At 72.2% G+C, this 18,922-nt stretch carries 18 protein-coding genes and 2 pseudogenes; 7 read left to right on the forward strand and 13 right to left on the reverse strand.

What is annotated here, in order from left to right:
* The 3 genes from ACFHW0_RS28675 to ACFHW0_RS28685 all read right to left on the reverse strand — a co-directional run.
* Positions 1-375: hypothetical protein (locus tag ACFHW0_RS28675; protein WP_416612622.1), on the reverse strand; the 375-nt coding region annotated here is incomplete at its 3' end.
* Positions 376-1,007: 632 nt separating this feature from the next.
* On the reverse strand, positions 1,008-2,531 hold the full coding sequence (locus ACFHW0_RS28680) for a metallophosphoesterase family protein (protein WP_416612624.1): 1,524 nt from the start codon (positions 2,529-2,531) through the stop codon (positions 1,008-1,010).
* A gap of 329 nt (positions 2,532-2,860) precedes the next feature.
* Complete coding sequence (locus ACFHW0_RS28685; protein ID WP_416612626.1) at positions 2,861-4,675, reverse strand: protein kinase domain-containing protein; 1,815 nt, start codon at positions 4,673-4,675, stop codon at positions 2,861-2,863.
* Between the two features lie 240 nt (positions 4,676-4,915).
* On the opposite strand from ACFHW0_RS28685, the gene ACFHW0_RS28690 reads away from it, so the two are divergent.
* The 3 genes from ACFHW0_RS28690 to ACFHW0_RS28700 all read left to right on the forward strand — a co-directional run bounded on the left by ACFHW0_RS28690 (position 4,916) and on the right by ACFHW0_RS28700 (position 6,758).
* Positions 4,916-5,347: a hypothetical protein gene (locus tag ACFHW0_RS28690; protein WP_416612628.1), complete on the forward strand. Its 432-nt coding sequence runs from the start codon at positions 4,916-4,918 to the stop codon at positions 5,345-5,347.
* 82 nt (positions 5,348-5,429) lie between these two features.
* A complete protein-coding gene (locus ACFHW0_RS28695; protein ID WP_416612630.1) occupies positions 5,430-5,702 on the forward strand; it encodes a GlsB/YeaQ/YmgE family stress response membrane protein in 273 nt (90 codons plus the stop codon).
* A 129-nt stretch (positions 5,703-5,831) separates the two neighbouring features.
* On the forward strand, positions 5,832-6,758 hold the full coding sequence (locus ACFHW0_RS28700; protein ID WP_416612632.1) for a mechanosensitive ion channel domain-containing protein: 927 nt from the start codon (positions 5,832-5,834) through the stop codon (positions 6,756-6,758).
* Positions 6,759-6,838: 80 nt separating this feature from the next.
* Here the strand turns inward: ACFHW0_RS28700 and ACFHW0_RS28705 are convergent, their stop codons facing one another.
* Together ACFHW0_RS28705 and ACFHW0_RS28710 are read right to left on the reverse strand one after the other, a co-directional pair.
* Positions 6,839-7,354, reverse strand: coding sequence for a DUF421 domain-containing protein (locus ACFHW0_RS28705; protein ID WP_416612635.1), 516 nt, complete (start codon positions 7,352-7,354; stop codon positions 6,839-6,841).
* A 547-nt stretch (positions 7,355-7,901) separates the two neighbouring features.
* Entirely contained in the window at positions 7,902-8,693 is a 792-nt protein-coding gene (locus tag ACFHW0_RS28710) for an ion channel (protein ID WP_416612680.1), read from the reverse strand.
* Between the two features lie 134 nt (positions 8,694-8,827).
* Between ACFHW0_RS28710 and ACFHW0_RS28715 the strand changes: the two genes are divergently transcribed.
* Positions 8,828-9,286 carry a MarR family winged helix-turn-helix transcriptional regulator gene (locus ACFHW0_RS28715; RefSeq protein ID WP_416612682.1) on the forward strand — a complete coding sequence of 153 codons (459 nt, stop codon included), beginning with the start codon at positions 8,828-8,830 and terminating at the stop codon, positions 9,284-9,286.
* Here the strand turns inward: ACFHW0_RS28715 and ACFHW0_RS28720 are convergent.
* A pseudogene (locus ACFHW0_RS28720) lies at positions 9,247-9,472 on the reverse strand (transposase); the annotation flags it as partial. The gene ACFHW0_RS28715 and the pseudogene ACFHW0_RS28720 sit on opposite strands and share 40 nt — an antisense overlap.
* Positions 9,473-9,636: 164 nt before the next feature.
* On the opposite strand from ACFHW0_RS28720, the pseudogene ACFHW0_RS28725 reads away from it, so the two are divergent.
* A pseudogene (locus tag ACFHW0_RS28725) lies at positions 9,637-10,254 on the forward strand (ricin-type beta-trefoil lectin domain protein); the annotation flags it as partial.
* Positions 10,227-10,757, forward strand: a complete 531-nt coding sequence (locus tag ACFHW0_RS28730; RefSeq protein WP_416612637.1) for an AbfB domain-containing protein — start codon at positions 10,227-10,229, stop codon at positions 10,755-10,757. The pseudogene ACFHW0_RS28725 and the gene ACFHW0_RS28730, both read left to right, overlap by 28 nt.
* Positions 10,758-10,811: 54 nt before the next feature.
* Here ACFHW0_RS28730 and ACFHW0_RS28735 read toward each other — a convergent pair whose 3' ends face one another.
* The 7 genes from ACFHW0_RS28735 to ACFHW0_RS28765 form a co-directional block, all read right to left on the reverse strand.
* On the reverse strand, positions 10,812-12,053 hold the full coding sequence (locus ACFHW0_RS28735; protein WP_416612639.1) for a DUF1501 domain-containing protein: 1,242 nt from the start codon (positions 12,051-12,053) through the stop codon (positions 10,812-10,814).
* An 18-nt stretch (positions 12,054-12,071) separates the two neighbouring features.
* The gene (locus ACFHW0_RS28740; RefSeq protein WP_416612640.1) at positions 12,072-13,373 is read right to left on the reverse strand and encodes a DUF1800 domain-containing protein; all 1,302 of its coding nucleotides are present in this window, start codon (positions 13,371-13,373) and stop codon (positions 12,072-12,074) included.
* A 76-nt stretch (positions 13,374-13,449) separates the two neighbouring features.
* The gene (locus ACFHW0_RS28745; RefSeq protein WP_416612642.1) at positions 13,450-14,469 is read right to left on the reverse strand and encodes a sensor histidine kinase; all 1,020 of its coding nucleotides are present in this window, start codon (positions 14,467-14,469) and stop codon (positions 13,450-13,452) included.
* Complete coding sequence (locus ACFHW0_RS28750) at positions 14,462-15,190, reverse strand: response regulator transcription factor (RefSeq protein WP_416612644.1); 729 nt, start codon at positions 15,188-15,190, stop codon at positions 14,462-14,464. The genes ACFHW0_RS28745 and ACFHW0_RS28750 overlap by 8 nt, the downstream gene beginning before the upstream one ends.
* 85 nt (positions 15,191-15,275) lie before the next feature.
* On the reverse strand, positions 15,276-15,923 hold the full coding sequence (locus tag ACFHW0_RS28755; RefSeq protein WP_416612646.1) for a class I SAM-dependent methyltransferase: 648 nt from the start codon (positions 15,921-15,923) through the stop codon (positions 15,276-15,278).
* Entirely contained in the window at positions 15,920-16,594 is a 675-nt protein-coding gene (locus tag ACFHW0_RS28760) for a TIGR04282 family arsenosugar biosynthesis glycosyltransferase (protein ID WP_416612647.1), read from the reverse strand. The genes ACFHW0_RS28755 and ACFHW0_RS28760 overlap by 4 nt, the downstream gene beginning before the upstream one ends.
* Complete coding sequence (locus ACFHW0_RS28765) at positions 16,591-17,265, reverse strand: glycosyltransferase family 2 protein (RefSeq protein ID WP_416612649.1); 675 nt, start codon at positions 17,263-17,265, stop codon at positions 16,591-16,593. The genes ACFHW0_RS28760 and ACFHW0_RS28765 overlap by 4 nt, the downstream gene beginning before the upstream one ends.
* A 145-nt stretch (positions 17,266-17,410) precedes the next feature.
* Here ACFHW0_RS28765 and ACFHW0_RS28770 point away from each other — a divergent pair, with 145 nt between their 5' ends.
* Complete coding sequence (locus ACFHW0_RS28770) at positions 17,411-18,892, forward strand: hypothetical protein (RefSeq protein ID WP_416612651.1); 1,482 nt, start codon at positions 17,411-17,413, stop codon at positions 18,890-18,892.
* Positions 18,893-18,922 lie beyond the last annotated feature (30 nt).

Raw genomic sequence — 18,922 nt, forward strand, 5'->3', positions numbered from 1 at the left:
CACCAGCGCGACCAGCCCGGCAAGGGCGAGGGACGCCATTGCGCGCCGGTCCTTCGCCAGCTCGGTCATGTAACCGGCGTGATCGCTCGTGCCCAGCACGAACCCGACTAGATCGTCCTGCGAGCCTGTGGTGTCGATCGCCACGACAGCCACACCGTGCGGTGAGTCCAGCACAGTGCGGTGCCAACGGCGGATGAAGCGGGCTCCGAGCGACGGAAACAGTCCCATCGGAAGCAACTCGATGTGGGCGCGGGACATCGCCGGGAGATCTTCGTCCCTCGCCGCACGCAGGACAAGCCGGCCGCCAACCCGATCGGCAGCCACCGGACTGGGGGGCGGCGCCGCCACGATGCTCCTGCGGAGATCGTCGACCATGAGGCGAGGAATGCGCACGACATTGCTCCCAAGTGTCGGGGCCAGGCACCCTGCTCGAGGACCTGACCTTGCCCCGCGCGGCGCCCCTGGCAAACGCCCCGCCGCCTTGGCTCGGACCATGTGTGCTGTTTGCCGCGTCCTGTGGGAACGTTGTAGGCGCCGTCGGCGGCCACCACGTGGTCAGCAAGGGCTCACAGGTGTCACTGGCCGACCGGTGTGCTCTGGTTACCGGAACGCCGGCCTTCCGGACGCTCGGCCACCTCACCGGCCTTCATCTGGGACAGGTTCTGCTGGCTCCTCCTGGCCTCCTCGTAGCCTCAACCAGCCTCTCGGCCACGCCTACCCGTTTGGGGTGCCCGGACACCGGGAGACCGGGGACAGCGGGTACCCGACCGGCGTAAGGGCCCAGCGGGGGCAGCACTGATCGCGGCGGCGGGGTGTGTGCGATCGGGCACGAAATCGTCGTGACCCACCCGGTCGACCATCGGCGACCAGCCTGGCTCGCACCCCTCCTCTGACGTTCGGGGTCGCCGGGCCAAATCCGTCCGGCCGCAGTGCCAGCGCGCTCGTGGCCAGGGCTGGATGCAGCGGCCGCAGCGCTGTGGGTGCCGGGAGGTTTCGGCGGGGCGCGCCTACCGGTCGCCGGGGCGGACCGTGGGGCTGGGCGTGGCGGCCGGCGAGGGCGCACTGACCGCGGGCGCTTCGATCACCTTCCGGTCGAGGCTGACCTGTGCGGTGCCGGTGCCGCCGACCCGGATGTCGTCGTACGCCTTGAGCTGGCGGTCCGGGCCGAGGTAGAGCACCGACATGGCCAGCGGCGTCGGCTCCTCGCCTTCGAGCCCCCGCAGCCCCGCCCCACCGGTGGACCCCTGCACGGCCAGTCGCGTGGTCACCTCACCGGTGGGTGGCAGCACCGTCACCTCGCGGCGGTGCGTGTGCCCCGCGAGCACGACCGGCGTGACACCGTTGAGCGCGGCGGCGGACGCCGGGTCGTGCACCAGCGCGATGTCCACGGGTGCGTCCAGGGCCCGGATCGTGGCGGCGAGGCGTTCCCCGGCGCCCTCGACCGTCGTCGGCGGCTCGTCCCAGGGACCGGCGGCCTCGTCCCGTTTGTCGGGGGTGAAGCGGGGGTCGGCGATACCCGCGATTCTGAGCCCCGCGACGAGCGTGACGGAGTTGTCGAGCACGACCGCGTTGGGCTGGCTGGCCACGGCGGCAGCGGTGCGGGGCGAGTCGTGGTTGCCGCGGATGTAGACGTAGGGCACGTCGAGCTGACCGATCATGGAGACGTAGTTCGTCTCGGGTTCGCTGCCCCAGTCGGTGATGTCGCCGGTGTCGATGACCGCGTCGATGTCGTACTGCTCGACGACGGTCCTGATCACCGGCCAGGCGGCCGGGTTGAGGTGCAGGTCCGAGACGTGCAGCAGTCGAGTGGTGTCCGGGGACGCCTGGTAGATGGGCAGGCTGGACACGCTGGCGTACAGCTTGCCGACGTTACCCACCAGCCGCTGCAGCTGCTCGGCGTACCGGCCGTAGTCGTCGGCGATCCGCTGCGCGTCGCCGATCAACGCGGGTGCGTTGGCCAGCAGCCCCTCGTAGCGCGGCTCCGCCAGCGCCTGCGGGCGCAGAGTCGCGGCGGCGGTGCCGAGGGTGCCGCCGGTGATCAGCAGTGCCAGGCCGCCGGACCAGGCGACCCGGCGGACGGACCGGAAGGTCACGGCCGCGAGCAGCATCGAGGCCAGGACAGCCGCCCCGAGCGTACGCAGCCCGAGGCGCACCAGCGCGTCCCGGAGGTCCTGCGGTGCGCTCTCCCCGGCACGGGCGAGAGCCGCGGGATCGTTGATCAGCACCTCGGTCCGTCGTTGGTCGAGCGAGTCGAGGCGGACGGTCAGCCGGGCCGGCCCCTCATGGCTGTCGAGGAAGAGCGATCCCAGGGGCGGCACTGCCACCTCGGTGCCTCCGTCGGTGGCGAGGGTCACGTGCAACGCGACCCGGAACGGGCCCACGTCGCTCTCGCCCCTGGCACCCAGCAGAACACCGACGGTGACGCCGATGGCGGTGACGGCCACGAGCGCGGCCCCGGCCATGAGCTGTCGGGCCCATCGCGAGCGGACGAGTCGAGACGCACTGGTCCCGATGCCCAGCAGGATCGACATAACGTCGCGGTGGCGCGATCGACGGGCACCGGGGTGTGGGGTCACGGTCGGAGTCCGATCTGTTGCTCGGGAGGGGCGGCCGGAAGCGCAGCACCACGACTCCGGTTCCGACGGACGTACGCCTCCCGGCTTGCCCAGGCCTGCCGGAACCTGCATGCATGCAACAATCCCTGCGGCTGTCACGCTACCGGTAGGAACGCGGACCGGCCAGATCCACCAACGGTCCCCACCGTTCGGCGGGCGCGGGGATCCGATCGCCCCGTCTCCGGCGCGGGCGGACGGGCGGCGCACTCCGGCGGTCCGTCACGGCCGAGGCCCTCGCGGGACTGTCACGCGGCGACCCGTGATGCGCCGGTCGCGGATTCGAGCACCCCTGCCTGCGACCTGTTGACGGAGGGACCGCCGGTGGTCGGCGTGCCGGGCGAGTCGCTCGGGCGAGGGCTGGGGGTGGCCCGGTCGCCGGGCGGCGGTGTGGGCGAGGCGCTGCTCGGCGAGGGCTCCGTGCTCGGCGAGGGATCGACGGTCGGTGGAGGGGTGACCTGGGGGTCCCCGGTCGCCGGCGGGCTGGCGGGCGGCTGCGTGCCACCTGCCGGGTCGGGCCCCGGCGGGGGCGGATCCCTGTCCTCCGGGGTCGTGCGCGGCTCCGGAACGGCATCGGAGGCCGGCGGGGAGGCAGCTTCGCCGGCCGGCCGGCTACCCCCGGTCGCGGGGGCGGAGGCGGACGGCACAGCGGATTCGACGACGGGCGACGCGATCTGGCTGATCACCCGGTCACACGGAAGGCCGTTGACGGAGAACTCGACCGGAGCCCTCAGTCGCTCGGCCTCGACCGTCCCGCGCAGCGCCGCCGCCAGGGTCGCGCCGGGCGCCAGCGGTCTGGCCGGGGCGAGGGTAACGCGGCGGCGGTCCTGGTCCCAGGATGTGCCGGCGGTGAGGACCCGGTGGCCGGGAGGCAGTGCGAACGCCAGTGACCAGTCACGCAACCACTGCTCCCCGATGTTGGTGACGGCCAGGTCGGCACGGAATTTGCCGTCGGGCATCGGGTGGGCGGTGTACCGGGCGGCGCAGGCGCCGGACTGCGCGTCGGTGCTGCCGGTGTCGCTGTCTGCGGCATCGTCGAGCGCGGTCAGGCCCGGCAGTTGTCCGACGAGCACTGCGGCGAGCAGGACCGCCGGTACTCCGACGGCGGCCCGGGAGCGGATCCCGCGCAGGCGTGCGGGGCCCGACGCCCGGGCGTTCCCGAGACGGGTGTTTCCGGTGCGGGCGGGGGTCCTCGGGCCGCCGGTGTGCTGCCGGGTCGCTCCGGTGGCAGCCGGCAGGTAAAGCACCGGGCGCGCAGGCCGCAGCGCCGTCTCCGCGTCGGGGGCGCCCTGGAGGGCGGCCGCCACCTCGGCGGCCGTCGGCCGGCGACCCGCCTCAGGCGACAGGCAACGCCGCAGCAGGTCGGCCACCTGGTCCGGCAGTTCGGCAGCGGACGGGACGCGGGCGCTGCCCCGGCCGTTCCGCAGATCGGCGGGACTCTGCCCGGTGAGGCACTCGACCAGCACCAGTCCCAGGGCGAAGACGTCACCGGCCGGTGCCGCCGTGGCACCGGCCGCCTGCTCCGGAGCCAGGTATGCCGGGGTGCCCCAGATCAGGCCCCCGTCGTCGGCCGGGTCCTGGCCGACGCCCACGGCGATGCCGAAGTCGACGACCCTGATGCCACGGGAGCCGAGCATCACGTTGCCGGGCTTGACGTCACGGTGGACGAGTCCGTCTGCGTGTGCGGCGGCGAGGGCGTCCGCCACGGCGGCGCCGATCCGGGCGACCTCGGACCAGGGCATCCGTCCGGACCGGCGCAGGCGGGCGGCCAGGGTCTCGCCGTCGACGAACTCCATGACCAGGAAGGGCGCCGGTCGCCTACCCAGGCGCCGCTGCTCGCCGTAGTCGTAGACGCCGGCGACGTGCGGGTGGTCGAGCCCTGCCGCGGCGAGCGCCTCACCGCGCAGCCGCCCCCGCGCAGCCGGGTCGTCCAGCAACTCCGCGGAGAGCATCTTCACGGCGACCGTACGCTGCAACCGTAGGTCGAAACCGCGCCAGACCACCGCCATGCCACCCTGCCCGACCGGTTCGTCGAGCCGGTAGCGCTGGTGCAGGAGTCGCATGGTGATCGTCTCCCCGGTCGTCGTCCGGCGCCGGCGCGGTCGTGGCGGGCTTTCGCTCCGGTCGCGCCGATGTCTCGTCGACGCAGGGCGGTACCCGGCCCCCGTGATCCAAAACTCCTGCTCAGCAGCCCTCTCGCCAGCAGCGGGGGATCGTCACACAACCGTCATGGGTTCGCGGTGGCGCCGCCACATGCCGGGGAAGTTCCTGAACAGGCGGCACGACGGAGAGGAGGGCCGGCGATGGGCGCATGGCGCGACCGGATGCGTCCGGCACTGGCGGTTCTCCCGGCGGTGGTCCTGCTCGTCACGGGCTGTACGAGCCCACCCGCGGCGCCGCGGCCCAGCCCCGAGCCGCTGCCCACCACCCGGCCCGGCACGGTCGCCCGGGCGGAGGTGGGCGACCGGCTCACCGTGACCGCCGCCGTCGACCGGGTGATCACCGACACCGCCTTCGTCGTCCGCGACGCCGACCTGACCGACGGGACCCTGCTCGTGCTGACGACGGGCCCGTCGGCGCCGAGTCCGCCGCAGCTCGTGACTGTGCGGGGCATCGTGATCCGGTTCTCCCACCGCGATCTCAGCGACCGCTACCGCCTCGGATCCCCGGGACCGTACCGGGCCTTCGAGGGTGGGCGGGCACTCGTCGCGCAGGAGTTGACGGTCCGGGAGTGAGCCATCTCGACGCGGCGGGGGTTTCCGCGCGGGGTGCCGACCCGAGCGGCTTTCCGGTCGCCCACACCCACTGAGGAGCAGGATGACAGTCAGTGCCCTTGTCAGCGCCATCGTCGTCGGTCTCGTCGCCGGCGCGCTGGGTCGCCTCGCGGTGCCGGTACGTGACGCTATACCGCGCTGGTTGGCGCTGGTCCTGGGCGTCACCGCTGCCCTGCTCGCGACCATCCTCGCCGTGCTGGTCGGTGTCGACGCCCGCAACATCGGCCTGCTCGGGGTCGTCGGCCAGGCGGGTTTCGCCGGCCTCACCGTCATCCTCGTCGCGACCGTCGCCGGCCGCCGTCAGCCTTCCCGCTAGCTTTCCCCGCACCAGGCGTTCCCTTTCCCCGCACCAGGCGTTTCCGGGATTCGCAGTCGGCGGCCACCTATGGTGGAAGCGGCGGGACGGACACCGGTCGGTCACCGCCGGGGGCGATGGGCGAGCAGCATGGATCGGTTCCTGGAAGCTGTCTGGGACACGAGCAACGTGAGCGGTCGCCTCGTGACCAGCGTCGTCCTGATCGTGCTGGCCGTCGTGCTCGCCGCTCTGGTCGGCCGCGTGGCCACCCTGCGGGTGGACGACACCACCAACCGCTACTACCTGCGCAAGGCGGTGCACTACCTCACCGTCCTGGCGTTGCTGTTCGCGCTGGCACTGCTGTGGCGGCCGTTCGCCGGCCGGGTCGGTGTGGTCTTCGGCCTGCTCGCCGCCGGTCTCGCGCTGGCCATGCAGGAGGTCATCGGCGCGTTTGCCGGGTGGGTCAGTATCCTCACCGGACGGCAGTTCCGCGTTGGCGACCGGATTCAGATGTGCGGGGTACGCGGTGACGTCCTGGACATCACCCCGCTGCGCACCCGCATCCTGGAAAGCGGCTCCTCCTCCGACCCGGAGTCCTGGATCCGCGGCCGCCAGTACACCGGGCGGGTGGTCTCCCTGTCGAACCGCTTCGTGTTCAGCGCGCCGGTCTACAACAGCAGCACGGTGCTGGACCATCTGTGGGAGGAGCTGACCCTGCCCGTCCCCTACGAGGCGGACTGGCACCTGGCGGAGCGCATCCTGTGCGAGGAGGCGGAGAACACCTCCTCGACGGTCGAGGCGCGGCGGGCCATCGATCAGATGCGCCGCCGCTACCCGGTCGCCGAGGCGGAGGTCGATCCGCGCGTGTTCGTCCGCGCCACCCCCAACTGGGTCGAGTTGTCGGCACGGTTCGTGGTGCCGGTGCGCGCTGCCCGACAGGTCAAGGATCAGGTCACCCGGCGGGTGTTGGACCGCTTCGCCGAGAACGGCATACGGGTGGCGTCGGTGACGCAGGACATCACCGTTCACCCGCCCCAGGCGTCGGCTACCGGCGCCGCCCCGGATGGCCGCCGGTGAGAGGGCCGACCGCCGGGCGTACCAGCGACGGCCCGGCGTGGCGGTGAGGCCGTGCAGCAGCGCCCTTGGCTGACGTCCCGCTACCGATCGTGGTCGACGATGTCGGCGAGGCTGCTGCCGTCACCCAGCCGTGACCGGGTGAGGACGCTCAGGCTTCCGTCGGTTTCCAACACCACCGCCGCGAGGTCGTGGAGGTCGCCCACCCCCTGGCTACGAGCGGCCTGCCGAATCTCGCTCTCCGTGACCCGGCAGCGTCGCGTGGTGGCATGCCGCAGCTGCCCGTCGCGGAGCAGGATGGTCGGTCGTGCCTTGATCAGCCGCTGTGACGGCGGCCAGCGCACACCGAGCAGCGCGACCACGTACTGCAACGCCACCAGCAGCGTCAACGCGAGGATTCCCTCCGCCAGGGAGACGTCACGCGACAGCAGGATCGTGGCCAGGGTGGAACCCAACGCGACAGTGACCACGAGGTCGAACGCATTGAGCTTGGACAGGGTTCGTTTGCCGGACAGCCGAAGGATCAGGACCAGCGCCGGGTAGACGACGACGGCGACGACCAGCAACCGGAGCAGGTCGGCGGGGTTCTTCAGCACCATCGCAGTGCCGTACCCGCGATGTCCGCCTGGCACGCGCAGGTAGGCCGCGATCGAAGCGCTCCCGTCGGTGCACCACACAGGGTGGCCGTGCGTGTTGAGGCCCGAGGACGGGGAGCGGCGAAACGCCGCACAGCCGACGCGAATGGCCAGCAGGACCGGCTCGCCTCCAGCCTCAGCACGGACGTCTGACGGTGCGGCAGGTCGATCAGCCCGAGAAGTGGGCCGACCAGTACGCCCTCCAACAGCCCGACCAGGGCGTAGCTGAGGTGAAGCAGGTCCATCCCGCCGCGCCGCCCCCTCGTCCCCGCGTGACACCGGCCGGGCGGGCATCTGCTCCGGGCGGTCGCGTCGGCTCGGATCCGGTAGCAGCCCCGGCCGGGGAGGCGAGGCCGACCGCGGAGCGTCAGGTCAGGTGGCCCGCTGACACGTCGGTCGGTCGACCTTCCGGTCGTGCCCGCCCGTCGGCGAGTTCGCGGCGCTCCTGCCTGTTCCCGGGACGCCAGCGGACGGCGGTCCGCACCCGTCGACGGGTGCGGCGCGAATGTGGTCAGCGGGAGGGTTCGGGTGCGTCGTTCCGCCGCTGCCGTTCGTCGCCGGCCCGCTCCGGCGGCGGGTCGAGCTGCTGGCGCAGGGCCGCGATCTCGGCGCGGAGGACGGCGATGTCCTCGCTCGTCGCAGCAGCCGGTTGCCCCTTGTCGGAGACCCGCTCCACGATCCAGGTGGCCAGCGAGCCGGTGACGAAACCGATCAGGCCGATCCCCCCGACCATGAGCCCCAGGGCGACGAAGCGCCCGGCGGCGGTGACCGGGTAGTGGTCCCCATAGCCGACGGTGGTGATGGTCACCGCCGCCCACCAGAGGGCGTCGTCGAACGAGACGATGTTGGCGTCCGCGGCGGACTGCTCGGCGTCCAGCACGGCCAACGCGGACACCAGCACGAGCAGCATGGTGGTCACGCCGACGTAGATGGCGAGCCGGCCCCGGGCCCACCTCTCCGTCCTCCGGCTGAGAGCCAGCACCACGGTGACCAGCCGCAGTGCCCGCAGCGGCCGGAGTACGGGCAACACCAGCACGGCCAGATCGAACAGGTGGTTGCGCAGGAACCGCCGCCGGTGCTCGGTCAGCGCCAGCCGCACCAGGAGATCGGCCCAGAACGCCAGCCAGATGATCACGGTGGCAAGCTCGCATGTCCGCTGCCAGTGCCTGCCTATGTCGGGCCGGAGGATCGGCGCCGCGTAGACGACGAGGAAGACGACCGACAGGACTGTCAACGGGAGCGCCGTCCGGCGTTCCCAGCTCGCCGCCTTATCAGCGGGCCGCGTGTGGTTCTTCGCCTGCATGACCGGTTTCACCCCCGAAATTTTTCGTGTACGTATGCAATCATTGGGCGGTGGGACTCTACGCGGGAAGCGGTACCCGGTCGACTCTCGGCGGGGAGGATCTGGTCCACGGACTCTCGGCCCTCAGCCGCACCATGGTGGGAATCACCGCTCGGACACTGGCGACCCTGGATGTCGAGGTCACCCTGTCGCAGTACCGGACCCTGGTCGTCCTCGCCTCGCGGGGCCCGCTGCGCACCGTGGACCTGGCGGCTGCGCTGCACGTGCACCCGTCCACGGCGACAAGGACCTGCGATCGTCTGATACGCCGAGATCTCGTGGCGCGGCACCACCGGCCCGCGGACCGGCGGGTCGCCCTGCTCTCGCTCACCGAGGCCGGCAAGACACTGGTCGGCGATGTCATGCGGCACCGGACCGGGGAGATCCGGCGCCTCGTACAGGCCGTCGCCACCAGCCCGCGGACCACCGCCGAGCTGATCAACGCACTGGTGATCGCGGCTGACGAGCCCACGGAGGAACAGTGGTGGCACCGTTGGGAGCGATGTGTCGTGCTGCCCCAGGTACCAGCCCACAGCCCGAGGACGTCATCGTAACCGTCGAGGATGATGTCGATCGTGGTGAACGGCCGGGTTGCGACCTGCCCGTCACGGACGGACCTTGACCATGATGGCGTCGGTGCACACGGCCGCGCGGAGCCCGGCCAGGGCACCCGATGCGACCAGTCATTTCATCTCCTCGATGACCGTGTCGGTTATCCGGGATATCGTCTCCCCACTGACCTGCTGGGTCGCTGAATCATCTACCGGAGACCTCACCCATTTCTGATCTTCGGCACGCCGAGCGGTCACACCAGCTCAGGCACCACCCCCGACTCCGACACAGGCCCTAGGTGTTCTGCCCATGGACGTTGGTGACAGGGCTGGAGTCCGGTCATCGTCCCGGCATGCCGTCCGTGCGTCGTCTGCCGGACCGCCGTTTCCTGCTCGCCCACGAGGTCTGCGGGTTCGGCGGGCAGTACGACTGCGCGGTGCGGTCCCGCACCTCGCCGGACGGGACGAGTTGGGGCGACCCGGCCCGGCTGGACCCGTTGGCGCAGAGCGCGGATGGCCGGTATCTCACCGCGACCCCCACCCTGGCCACCACCGCGACCGGTCAGGTGCTGCTCATCGGTCAGCGGCTGCGCAACCCCGACGGCTCCGACGCCGCTCTGAACGGCCGGGCGATCCTCGTCAGCGTCGACGTCGCCGCCGGTGGCACCACCAACGGCGCCGCCGTGCAGCTCTGGCAGTGCAACGGCGCGCCGGTGCAGCGCTGGACCCTGCGGCCGGACGGCACGATAGCGGCGCAGGGGCGGTGCCTCGACGTCCCCGGCGCCGGTACCGCCGCCGGCACGCCGGTGCAGGTCTGGGACTGCAACGGATCCCCGGCCCAGCAGTGGCTGCGCCGCCCGGACGGGGCACTGGTGAACCCGAATTCCGGCCGCTGCCTCGACGCGCCGGACGGCGCGACGGCGAACGGCACCCGCCTGCGGTCGTGGGACTGCAACGGCCTCGCCCCGCAACGGTTTCCCTTTGTGGGGGCGGTGGATCGGCCGGCCGGACTCCAGGCGGGGCAGGCGGTCTCGCTGCGGTCACCACCCCGGGCTTCACCGACCGGTACCTGCGGCACCGCGACAACGTCACCGAAACTTCCGTCATCACCGCGGCCAGTCCGGACGTGGACCGCAGGGACGCGCAGTTCTTCGTCCGCCCGGGACTGGCCGACCCGGACTGCGTGTCGCTCGCCGCGGTCAACGTGCCCGGGACGTACCTGCGGCACCGGGACTTCCGGGTACGCCTGGATCCCTACCTCGACAACTCGCTGTTCCGGGCGGACGCCACCTTCTGCCCCGAGGACACTGTCGACGGCTTCCGGCTGCGATCGATCAACCTGCCCGACCGCTATCTGCGCCACTACCAGGCAGCCGGGTACGTCGCAGCGCCGGGCGGCACACGCGCCTCCGACGCGCAGGCCAGCTTCGACGCCGACGTGACCTGGCGAGCAGGGCCGCCGCTCGGCATCTGACCAACCGCCAGCACGAGGAGCACACGTGTCACAGCGACAGGGCTCGCCTCATGATCACAAGACGCCGGGCAGCCGTCCCCGCCAGCCGGCCAGCACCGCGCCCGGGTCGGTGTCGAGGACCTTCTCCAGCAGGGTGGCGTAGACGTCTCGAAAGTCGGTGGTGGACTTGAGGTCACCGTCGTCGAGATCGGTCAGGCTGGGCGGCGCCCCGTAGCGGCCGCCCCGCACGGCCGGGCCGAGCAACAGCACGTTGGAGGCGGTGCCGTGATCCGTGCCGTCGGAGGCGTTGGCGCGCACCCGGCGGCCGAACTCGGAATAGACGGCCACCACCACCTTGCGGCCGGCCTCAGTGCGTCCCATCCGGTCGGCGAAGGCGGTCAGCGCACGATCGACCTGGCCGAGCAGCACCTCCTGCAACTGCTTCTCGTCGGCATGGGTGTCGAAGCCACCGAGCGAGACGGAGAAGACCCGGGTGGAGACGCCGGCCTCCACGCACTGAGCGACGAGGTCGAGTTGGGCGTCGAGCGGCGTACGCGCGCCGCCGGTCGCCGTGGCGGGCGCCGTCTCTCCGTCCGACTCGGCCTCGTCGGCGTCGGCGGCCTCGCGTACCTCTCGGATCATCTCCTCGACGGATCGGAGGTCGGCGAAGCAGGCCGCCGCCCGTGCACGCGACTCCGACTCATTCGCCTCGGGAGCCGCGAACGCGGCCAGCACCGACTGCGGCAGTCCCCGATTTGCCTTCCGTCCGGTGACCGGCACCGCCGCGCCCGCGCTGCGGTACCCGGCCAATAGCGGCGGCAGCGTCGGCTCGAACGACACCGCCAGACTGGGGTCGCCGCCGGCCAGGTCCAGCCAGCGGCCGAGCCAGCCGGTCGTGCCGGGCCGGTCGGGCTGCGCGGTGTGCCAGATGTCCATGGACCGGAAGTGGCTGCGATCCGGCTTCGGGTAGCCGACTCCATGGACCACCGCCAGCCGCCCCTGCGAGTGCAGCCGGTGCAACCCGGCCAGGGCCGGGTTCAGGCCAACCTCGTCGTCGAGCCGTCGGACCTGCTCCGCCGTGTACGCCAGCTCTGGACGCGCGTCCTGGTAGGCGGGATCGGCGTACGGAACGATGGTGTTCAGTCCGTCGTTGCCGCCGTACAGGGTGACCAGCACCAGCGTGCGAGCCTGGGGATCCCGGTCGCCGGCCGTGGCGAACAGGTCGTCCAGGCGGTACGCGGCGGCTCCCGCCGCCAGGGCGGTCGCGCCCACCACACCGCTCGCCACGAGGAAGCGCCGTCGGGTCAGGGTGTCCATCGTCGTCTCCTTCCGCGCTCAGCTGACCGTGTACTCGGGGCTGACCAGGCCGGCCGCCAGTAGCCGGCGCGGCTCGCCGGCCACCGGTGCCAGGGCGGCCCGCGTGCGCTCGCTCCACCGGTCGACCACCAGGAGCCGGGCCAGCGCCTCCGGCCGCCCGTGGGTGGGCGCAGCGGTCAACGCGGCCAGCACGGCCCCGCCCGCCGAAGCAGCCAGCAGCTCGGCCGTGCGCAGCCGGGCCTGCAACGACGACGTGCTCAACCACGCCGCCCCGGCCGGCCACCCGCCCACGCTCGGCGGACGCAGTGGCATCTGATCCATCGCGGTCAGACCGGACAGCAGCTGCCGGCGACGCTGCTCGGGCAGGGCGGACGGACGTACGCCGAGCTGCCGCAACGCCCCGACCAGCCACTCCACGGGCTGCTTGACCAACGTGTCCCGGGTCCGCGCGAACCCCGGTGCGGTGAACACCCGCCGTAGGGTGCTCACCGTGTCCGGGCCCGCGAGGTCGGTCGGGACCGGCACATGCGGACCGGCGAAGCGGAACCACAGCCGGCTGGCAACGAACCGTCCCGCCTCCGGCCGTCCGGCCAAAAGTCTCGCGTACGCCCGAGCGTCGAACGCCCCCGTCACGCCCAGGATGGTCTTCGGCCCGTCATCGTGTCGTCGAGGCTGGAACCGGGATGTCCCCGCCGGGCGGTCCACCACCCAGCCGGTCAACGCCCGGGCGCCGTCCTTGACGTCCGCCTCGGTGTAGCCGCCGCCGACGCCGAGGGTGAACAGCTCCATGAGTTCCCGGGCGAAATTCTCATTCGGGGCCTTGCGGGTGTTCTTCTGACCGTCCAACCACAGGATCAGCGCCGGGTCACGAATCATCGCATCGACCAGCGGCTCCAGCCGCCCGTGCCCGTGACCGCGCAACGTCTCCAGTTGCCGCAGCATCAGCGGAGCCGACCGGACCTTCTGCACGCTGGTCGCCCAGTGCCCGTGCCAGAAGAACAGCAACTTCTCGGTCAGCTGGTGCTCGGCGGCGACCATCCGGTTCAACCACCAGACGGTCAGCCGGAGCACCTGCTCCCGACGCTGCTCGTTGGCCCGCTGCCGCTCCTCGCGGCCGGACTCCCGGGACAGGCCCGCGTATGGGTCGACGCCGAGGGCGGGCAGCGGGGTGTCGGCCGCGCCCCGGTCGGGGCTGACCGGGGCGAGCAGCTTGTCGAGTGTGGCGGCGAAACCGGCCCGCTGCGCCGCGTCCACCTCCTGGGCCGTGGGCCCGAAGGTGGCGCGCCGCAGCAGATGGGCTACCGCTTCCCGCTCCGTCATGTGACCCGACGATAGGCCATGCATGTTCGAGGAACGTATGGACGCTGTTCGAACGGCATCCGCCCGCCACTGCGGATCAGACGGCGGCGAGCCGGACCACGAACTGGCATCCGTCTGTGGTGTTGCGTACCTCGACGCGGCCGCCGTGCGCCTCGACCAGTCCGCGCACGATCGCCAGTCCGAAGCCTCCGGACGCCCCACCAGCACCTCTCGCCTGAGGGCTACGGGCAGGTTCGCCCCGGAATGCGACATCGAACAGCCGAGGTAGATCGGCGGCGGGAATACCGCCGCAGGTGTCGGCGACCGATAGCCAGGCGAGGTCCCGGTCGCGGCCGGCCTCGACGAGTACGGTGCCGTCCGGCGGTGTGTAGCGCACCGCGTTGAGCAGCAGGTTCGCCACTACCCGGGTCAGCTCTGGTTCACTGGCGGCGACCGTCGGCCAGCCGGACTCCGCGGCGACCAGCTTGATTCGTCGGGCTGCGGCCAGAGGGGCGGTGCTGGCCAGCGCGTCCGAGACCACCTCGCCGAGCGGGACCGCCGCCATGGACAGGCGCAGGGCTCCGGCGTTGATCCGGGACAGTTCGAACAGATCGTCGACGAGCCTGGTCATCCGGTCCGTCTCCAGCCGGATGCGCCGGTGGTACTCCCCGACCGTCGCGGGATCACGGACGACGCCGTCCTCCAGTGCCTCCGCCATCGCCCGCAGCCCGGCGAGTGGGGTACGCAGGTCATGGGAGACCCAGGCGACGAGGTCCCGACGCCCGGCCTCCACCTGCCGCTCCCGTTCGCGGGCCTGATCGGCCCACACGGCGGCAGTGGCCAACCGGCGGCCGAAGTGCCCGCCGACGCCGAGGCTGACCACCGCCGCCGCGCCGACGGTGATCAACACCACCTCCAGGTCGTGCGGGGACAGGAACATCGCCTCCGCGACCGCCACCACGCCGAGGACAACCGCGACCACCGCCGTGGCGAGCAGCACGCCGAGGTGCACGATGATCGAGCTACCTCGGAGCAGGCGCAACAGCAGCGCTCCGGCGACACCGGCGGCGAGCGCCGCGCCGAGAGCGATCGCGAAGATCAGTGCCAGATCACGCATCGGCCGGCCCGTACCGATAGCCGATGCCCCAGACGGTCATGAGCCGTCGGGGGTTGGCAGGATCGGTCTCAATTTTCTCGCGCAGGCGTCGGACATGCACGGTCACCGTCGAGTGGTCGCCGAAGCTCCAGCCCCAGACCCGCTCGAGTAGTTCGGCTCGGGTGAACGCCCGGGCCGGGTGCCGCATCAGGTGGACGAGAAGGTCGAACTCGCGCAGGGTCAGAGCGAGCTCCCGGCCGGCGAGATGCACAGTGCGGGGGCCGGTCTGCACAGTCAGGCTGCCGTCGGTGAGGGTCTCTGGCCGCCCGAGGGTCGGCTCACCGCCGGCACGGCGAAGCACCGAACGGACCCGCAGCACCAACTCCCGCGGCGAGAAGGGTTTGGTCAGGTAATCGTCCGCACCGAGTTGCAGGCCGAGGATCCGGTCGGCTTCGTCGCCGAGCGCGGTGAGCATGATGATCGGTACGCCGTGTGGCCCGGCGCGTAGTTCGCGACACACCTGCAGGCCGCTGACCTCGGGCAGCATCAGGTCGAGCACCACCAGGTCTGGCGTCTGCCTGGCGACGGCTGCCAACGCCGCTGCCCCGTCGCCCGCGTGGCTGGCCTGGAAGCCGTCGTGCTCCAGATAACGGCAGATCACGTCGCTGACGTTGTGGTCGTCGTCGACCACCAGCACCCGCTTCCTAGGCCCTGGTTCCCGCCCTGTCCCGGCCGCATCCATCTGGCCAGAGTAGCGACGATCCAAGCGTCGACGGCCGGCCGGAAGCTTGCCAGGTTCTTACGGCTGCGCCCGTCAGGAGTGCAGGTCAGGGCGCGGCGGGAGGGTCCAAGCGGGTCAACTCGGCGAACCAGCGACCGCCAGACCGAAACACCTCGCCGACCGCCAGTCCCGCCGCCGCAGCGACACCTGACACCGCATCCGTGTCCAGCCACGCCCAACGGAAGGTAGGGCCCCGGTGCCGTCCGGTCGCCACGTGGACCTGCCCCTGCCAGGCGCCGGCGCCGGGCGGTTCCAGCTCGACCAGCGCCGTGCCGGACGGACGCAGCAGCGACCCGCACCGCCGCAGCAGCGCGACCGGGTCGCCCCCGATGCCGATGTTCCCGTCGAGCAGCACCGTGTGTGCCCACCGTCCCTCGGCTGGCAGCGGGCCGAACAGGTCGGCGTGCACGGCGACCGCGCCGCGCGCCCGGGTCAACGCCACCGCCTGCGACGACACGTCCACCCCCACGGCGCTCAGCCCGGCCCTGGTCAGTGCCAGCGACATCCGGCCCGGACCGCACCCCAGGTCGAGGGTGGGGCCGGCGCAGCGGGCGACCACCGCCGCGTCCACCGGGGTGGCCGATCGATGCCACCGCTTCACCGGCAGCCGGCGGCGGAGCCCGTCCGCAGGCATCAACCAGTGCACGTCTCCGGCTTGGTCGAGTAGCGCCGAGGCGAATCCGTCCGCGGTCACGCGCGCACCACCATGTCGCGACGCACGGCCTCGACCTGGCGGGTGAACCGGCCATCCGGGATCGTCGCCGCCACGGCGCGCGCGTCGGACCAGTTGTCGACGTCTCGCAGCACGGGCAGCGGCACGGCGCGCAGTCCACGCCCAGTCAGCGCGGACCACGTCGATCGGCCCGTATCCGGCGTCGACATCGGCACCGCGCGCAGCATCACCGCCTGCCGGGGATCGCGCAGCCCCAGCGCCCACCAGCCGCCGTCGGGGGCGAACCCAAGCGCTGCGTCGGCATCTTCGAGCCGGCGCATGGCGGCGGCCAGCCGCGCCGGGGTCAGTTGCGGGGTGTCCATCCCGATCTGTAGCACCCGACGGTCGGGGAATGTCTCGGCGACGTCGAGGTGGGCGTGCGCGAGTCGATCAGCCAGATCCGCGCCTCGCTGCGGCAGGACCGACCAACCGGCGAGGGCGGCGGTCAACTCCACGCCGTCCACGGCGTCCGCGAGTTGTCCGGCCAACGCCAGCACAGGTGTCACCCCTGGTGTGTCTCGGACGGCGTCCAGGGTGTCCCGCAGCGCGGCGGCGGCCAACTGGGCGGCCTGGACGGAAGTCGCCGGCGGACACAGCCGGGTCTTCACCAAGCCAGGAACGGGCGCCTTCGCCATCACCAGCACGACGGTCACCGGGGCTCCCGCACGGTACGCAACACGGCGGCGAAGTCTCGGGTGGCCCGCAGGGTGCCCCGTACGGAACCGGAGACCTTGGAACGGGTGCCGGCGGCGCGCGGGGCGTAGGTGACGTCCACCTCGTGGATGCGCCAACCCGCCGCGGCGGCCCGGATCAACAGCTCCAGCGGATAGCCGAAGGCCCGGTCTGTGACCCCGAGGGCGAGCAGGGCCTCCCGGCGGGCCACCCGGATCGGGCTGAGGTCACGCAGCGGCACGCCCCGGTGCCGCAGCAGCGCGGCGACCAGCGCCGTGCCCGCCCGCGCGTGCCACGGCCACACCCCGACACCGATCGGTCGACGACGGCCGACGGCCAGATCAGTGACCCCGTCGGCGACGAGGGTGACCATGGCGGGTAGCTCTCGGGGGGCAAAGGACCCGTCGGCGTCCAGCACGCAGACCAGTTCGGTCTCGGCGGCCTCGATCCCGGTGTGCACGGCCGCGCCGTACCCCCGCCGTGGTTCGTGCACCACCCGCGCACCGTGCCGGGCGGCCACCTCGGGTGAGCCGTCGCGCGACCCGTTGTCCACGACGATCGCCCGGTATCCGGGCGGCAGCGCGGTCAGCACGGCGGGCAGGGCCGCGGCCTCGTCCAGGCACGGCAGCACCACGTCGATCTGTGTCGGCATACCGCCGACGCTAGGGCTGGCCCAGGGCTGCCCGCGCCCGATTCGACCTTACGGAACACTTACCGCACAGACACTTCTTACCGTCCGGTGACATACCGGCAAAGTGGCTGACGGAGCGTGGACCGAGCCGTACCGTCCGGTCGACATGAGACCCGGTGCCACCGTTTCCCGCTCGTCCGTCCACCACCGCATCCCGAACCGCCACCGGGGCGACCTGCTGGTGCTGGGCGTCGAGGCGACGCTGTTGGTCACCGCCGTGGCGGTGGGCGCGATGCTCAACCGCGCAGGCGTGGGCCTGCACGCCGACGCCGCGCCGCTCTACGCCACCTGGAGACCGCACCTGGGCTGGGGCACGCCGGCCGCGTTGGCGATCGCCGTCGCGGTGGTCGGGCCCGGATTGCAGTGGGCCCGCACCGCCCGATGGGGCACTCTGCTGTCCGTCGGCTACCTGGCCGCGGTCGGCTGGACGCTCGCCCTGGCGCTCGTGGACGGCTGGTCGGAGGGGCTGACAAGACGGCTCACCCCGCAGGCGGAGTATCTGCACGAGGTGCACCGGGTGACAGACATTGGGCGGATGCTGGCCGGTTTCGCGGACCGCATTCTGGACTTCCAGCCGGGCTCGTGGTCCACCCACACCGCCGGCCATCCACCAGGTGCCCTGCTGGTCTTCGTCGCACTCGACCGGGTGGGCCTGGGCGGTGGCACGGCGGCGGCGCTGGCCTGCGTCCTGGTCGGGGCGAGCGTCGTGGTGTCCGTGCCGATCACCTTACGGGCCCTGGGCGCCGGCGGGGCCGCCCGAGCATCGCTGCCGTTCCTGGTGCTGCTGCCCGGAGCGGTCTGGGTGGGCGCCTCCGCCGACGGTCTCTTCACCGGGGTGGTAGCCGCCGGCCTCGCGATGCTGGCAGTACGAGGACCCGCGACCGCGTTGGCCGGCGGAGTACTGCTCGGCTTCGCGCTGTACCTCTCCTACGGCTTCGTGCTTGTCGCGCCCCTGGCTCTCGTCGTGCTCGCGCTGCGGCCAGGAGGCCGGGGTGCCGCGCTACTCGCTGGCGCGACCGGTGTGGCCACGGTGGCGGTGGCGTTCACCGTGGCGGGGTTCTACTGGTGGCAGGGGTACGACCGGGTGGTCGAGCGCTACTACCAGGGTTGGGCGGCCGACCGTCCCTACGCATACTGGGTCTGGGCCAACCTGGCGGCGCTGCTGCTCTCTGCCGGGCCGGTGGTCGGGCCGGCGCTGCGCCGCACTCTGCACTCGGCCCGCGGGGCCTGGCGGGCGTGGGCCAGACCCCCGGAACTGACCGCGCCGGAGCCGAGGACCAGCGGATCGGGACCGGGCGGTGAATTGCTGACCCGCGTCGCGGTGCGAAACCTGCGGATCGGCGCGCTCGCGCGACGGGTCGAGACACTCGGGCCTACCGTTCTGCTATCGGCCGCCGCGCTGCTTGCGGTGCTCGCCGCCGACCTGTCGGGCATGAGCAAGGCAGAGGTGGAGCGGATCTGGCTACCGTTCACGGTCTGGCTGCTCGTCGCCACCGCGCATCTGCCCGCCGCGACGCACCGCTGGTGGCTGGCCGGGCAGGCGCTCACCGCCCTGGCCGTCAATCACCTGCTGTTCACCGTCTCGTGAGCCTGCCCCTGCCGCCGCTGGGTGGGGGTG

Source organism: Micromonospora sp. LOL_025 (genome assembly GCF_048060285.1).
Lineage (GTDB): Bacteria > Actinomycetota > Actinomycetes > Mycobacteriales > Micromonosporaceae > Micromonospora.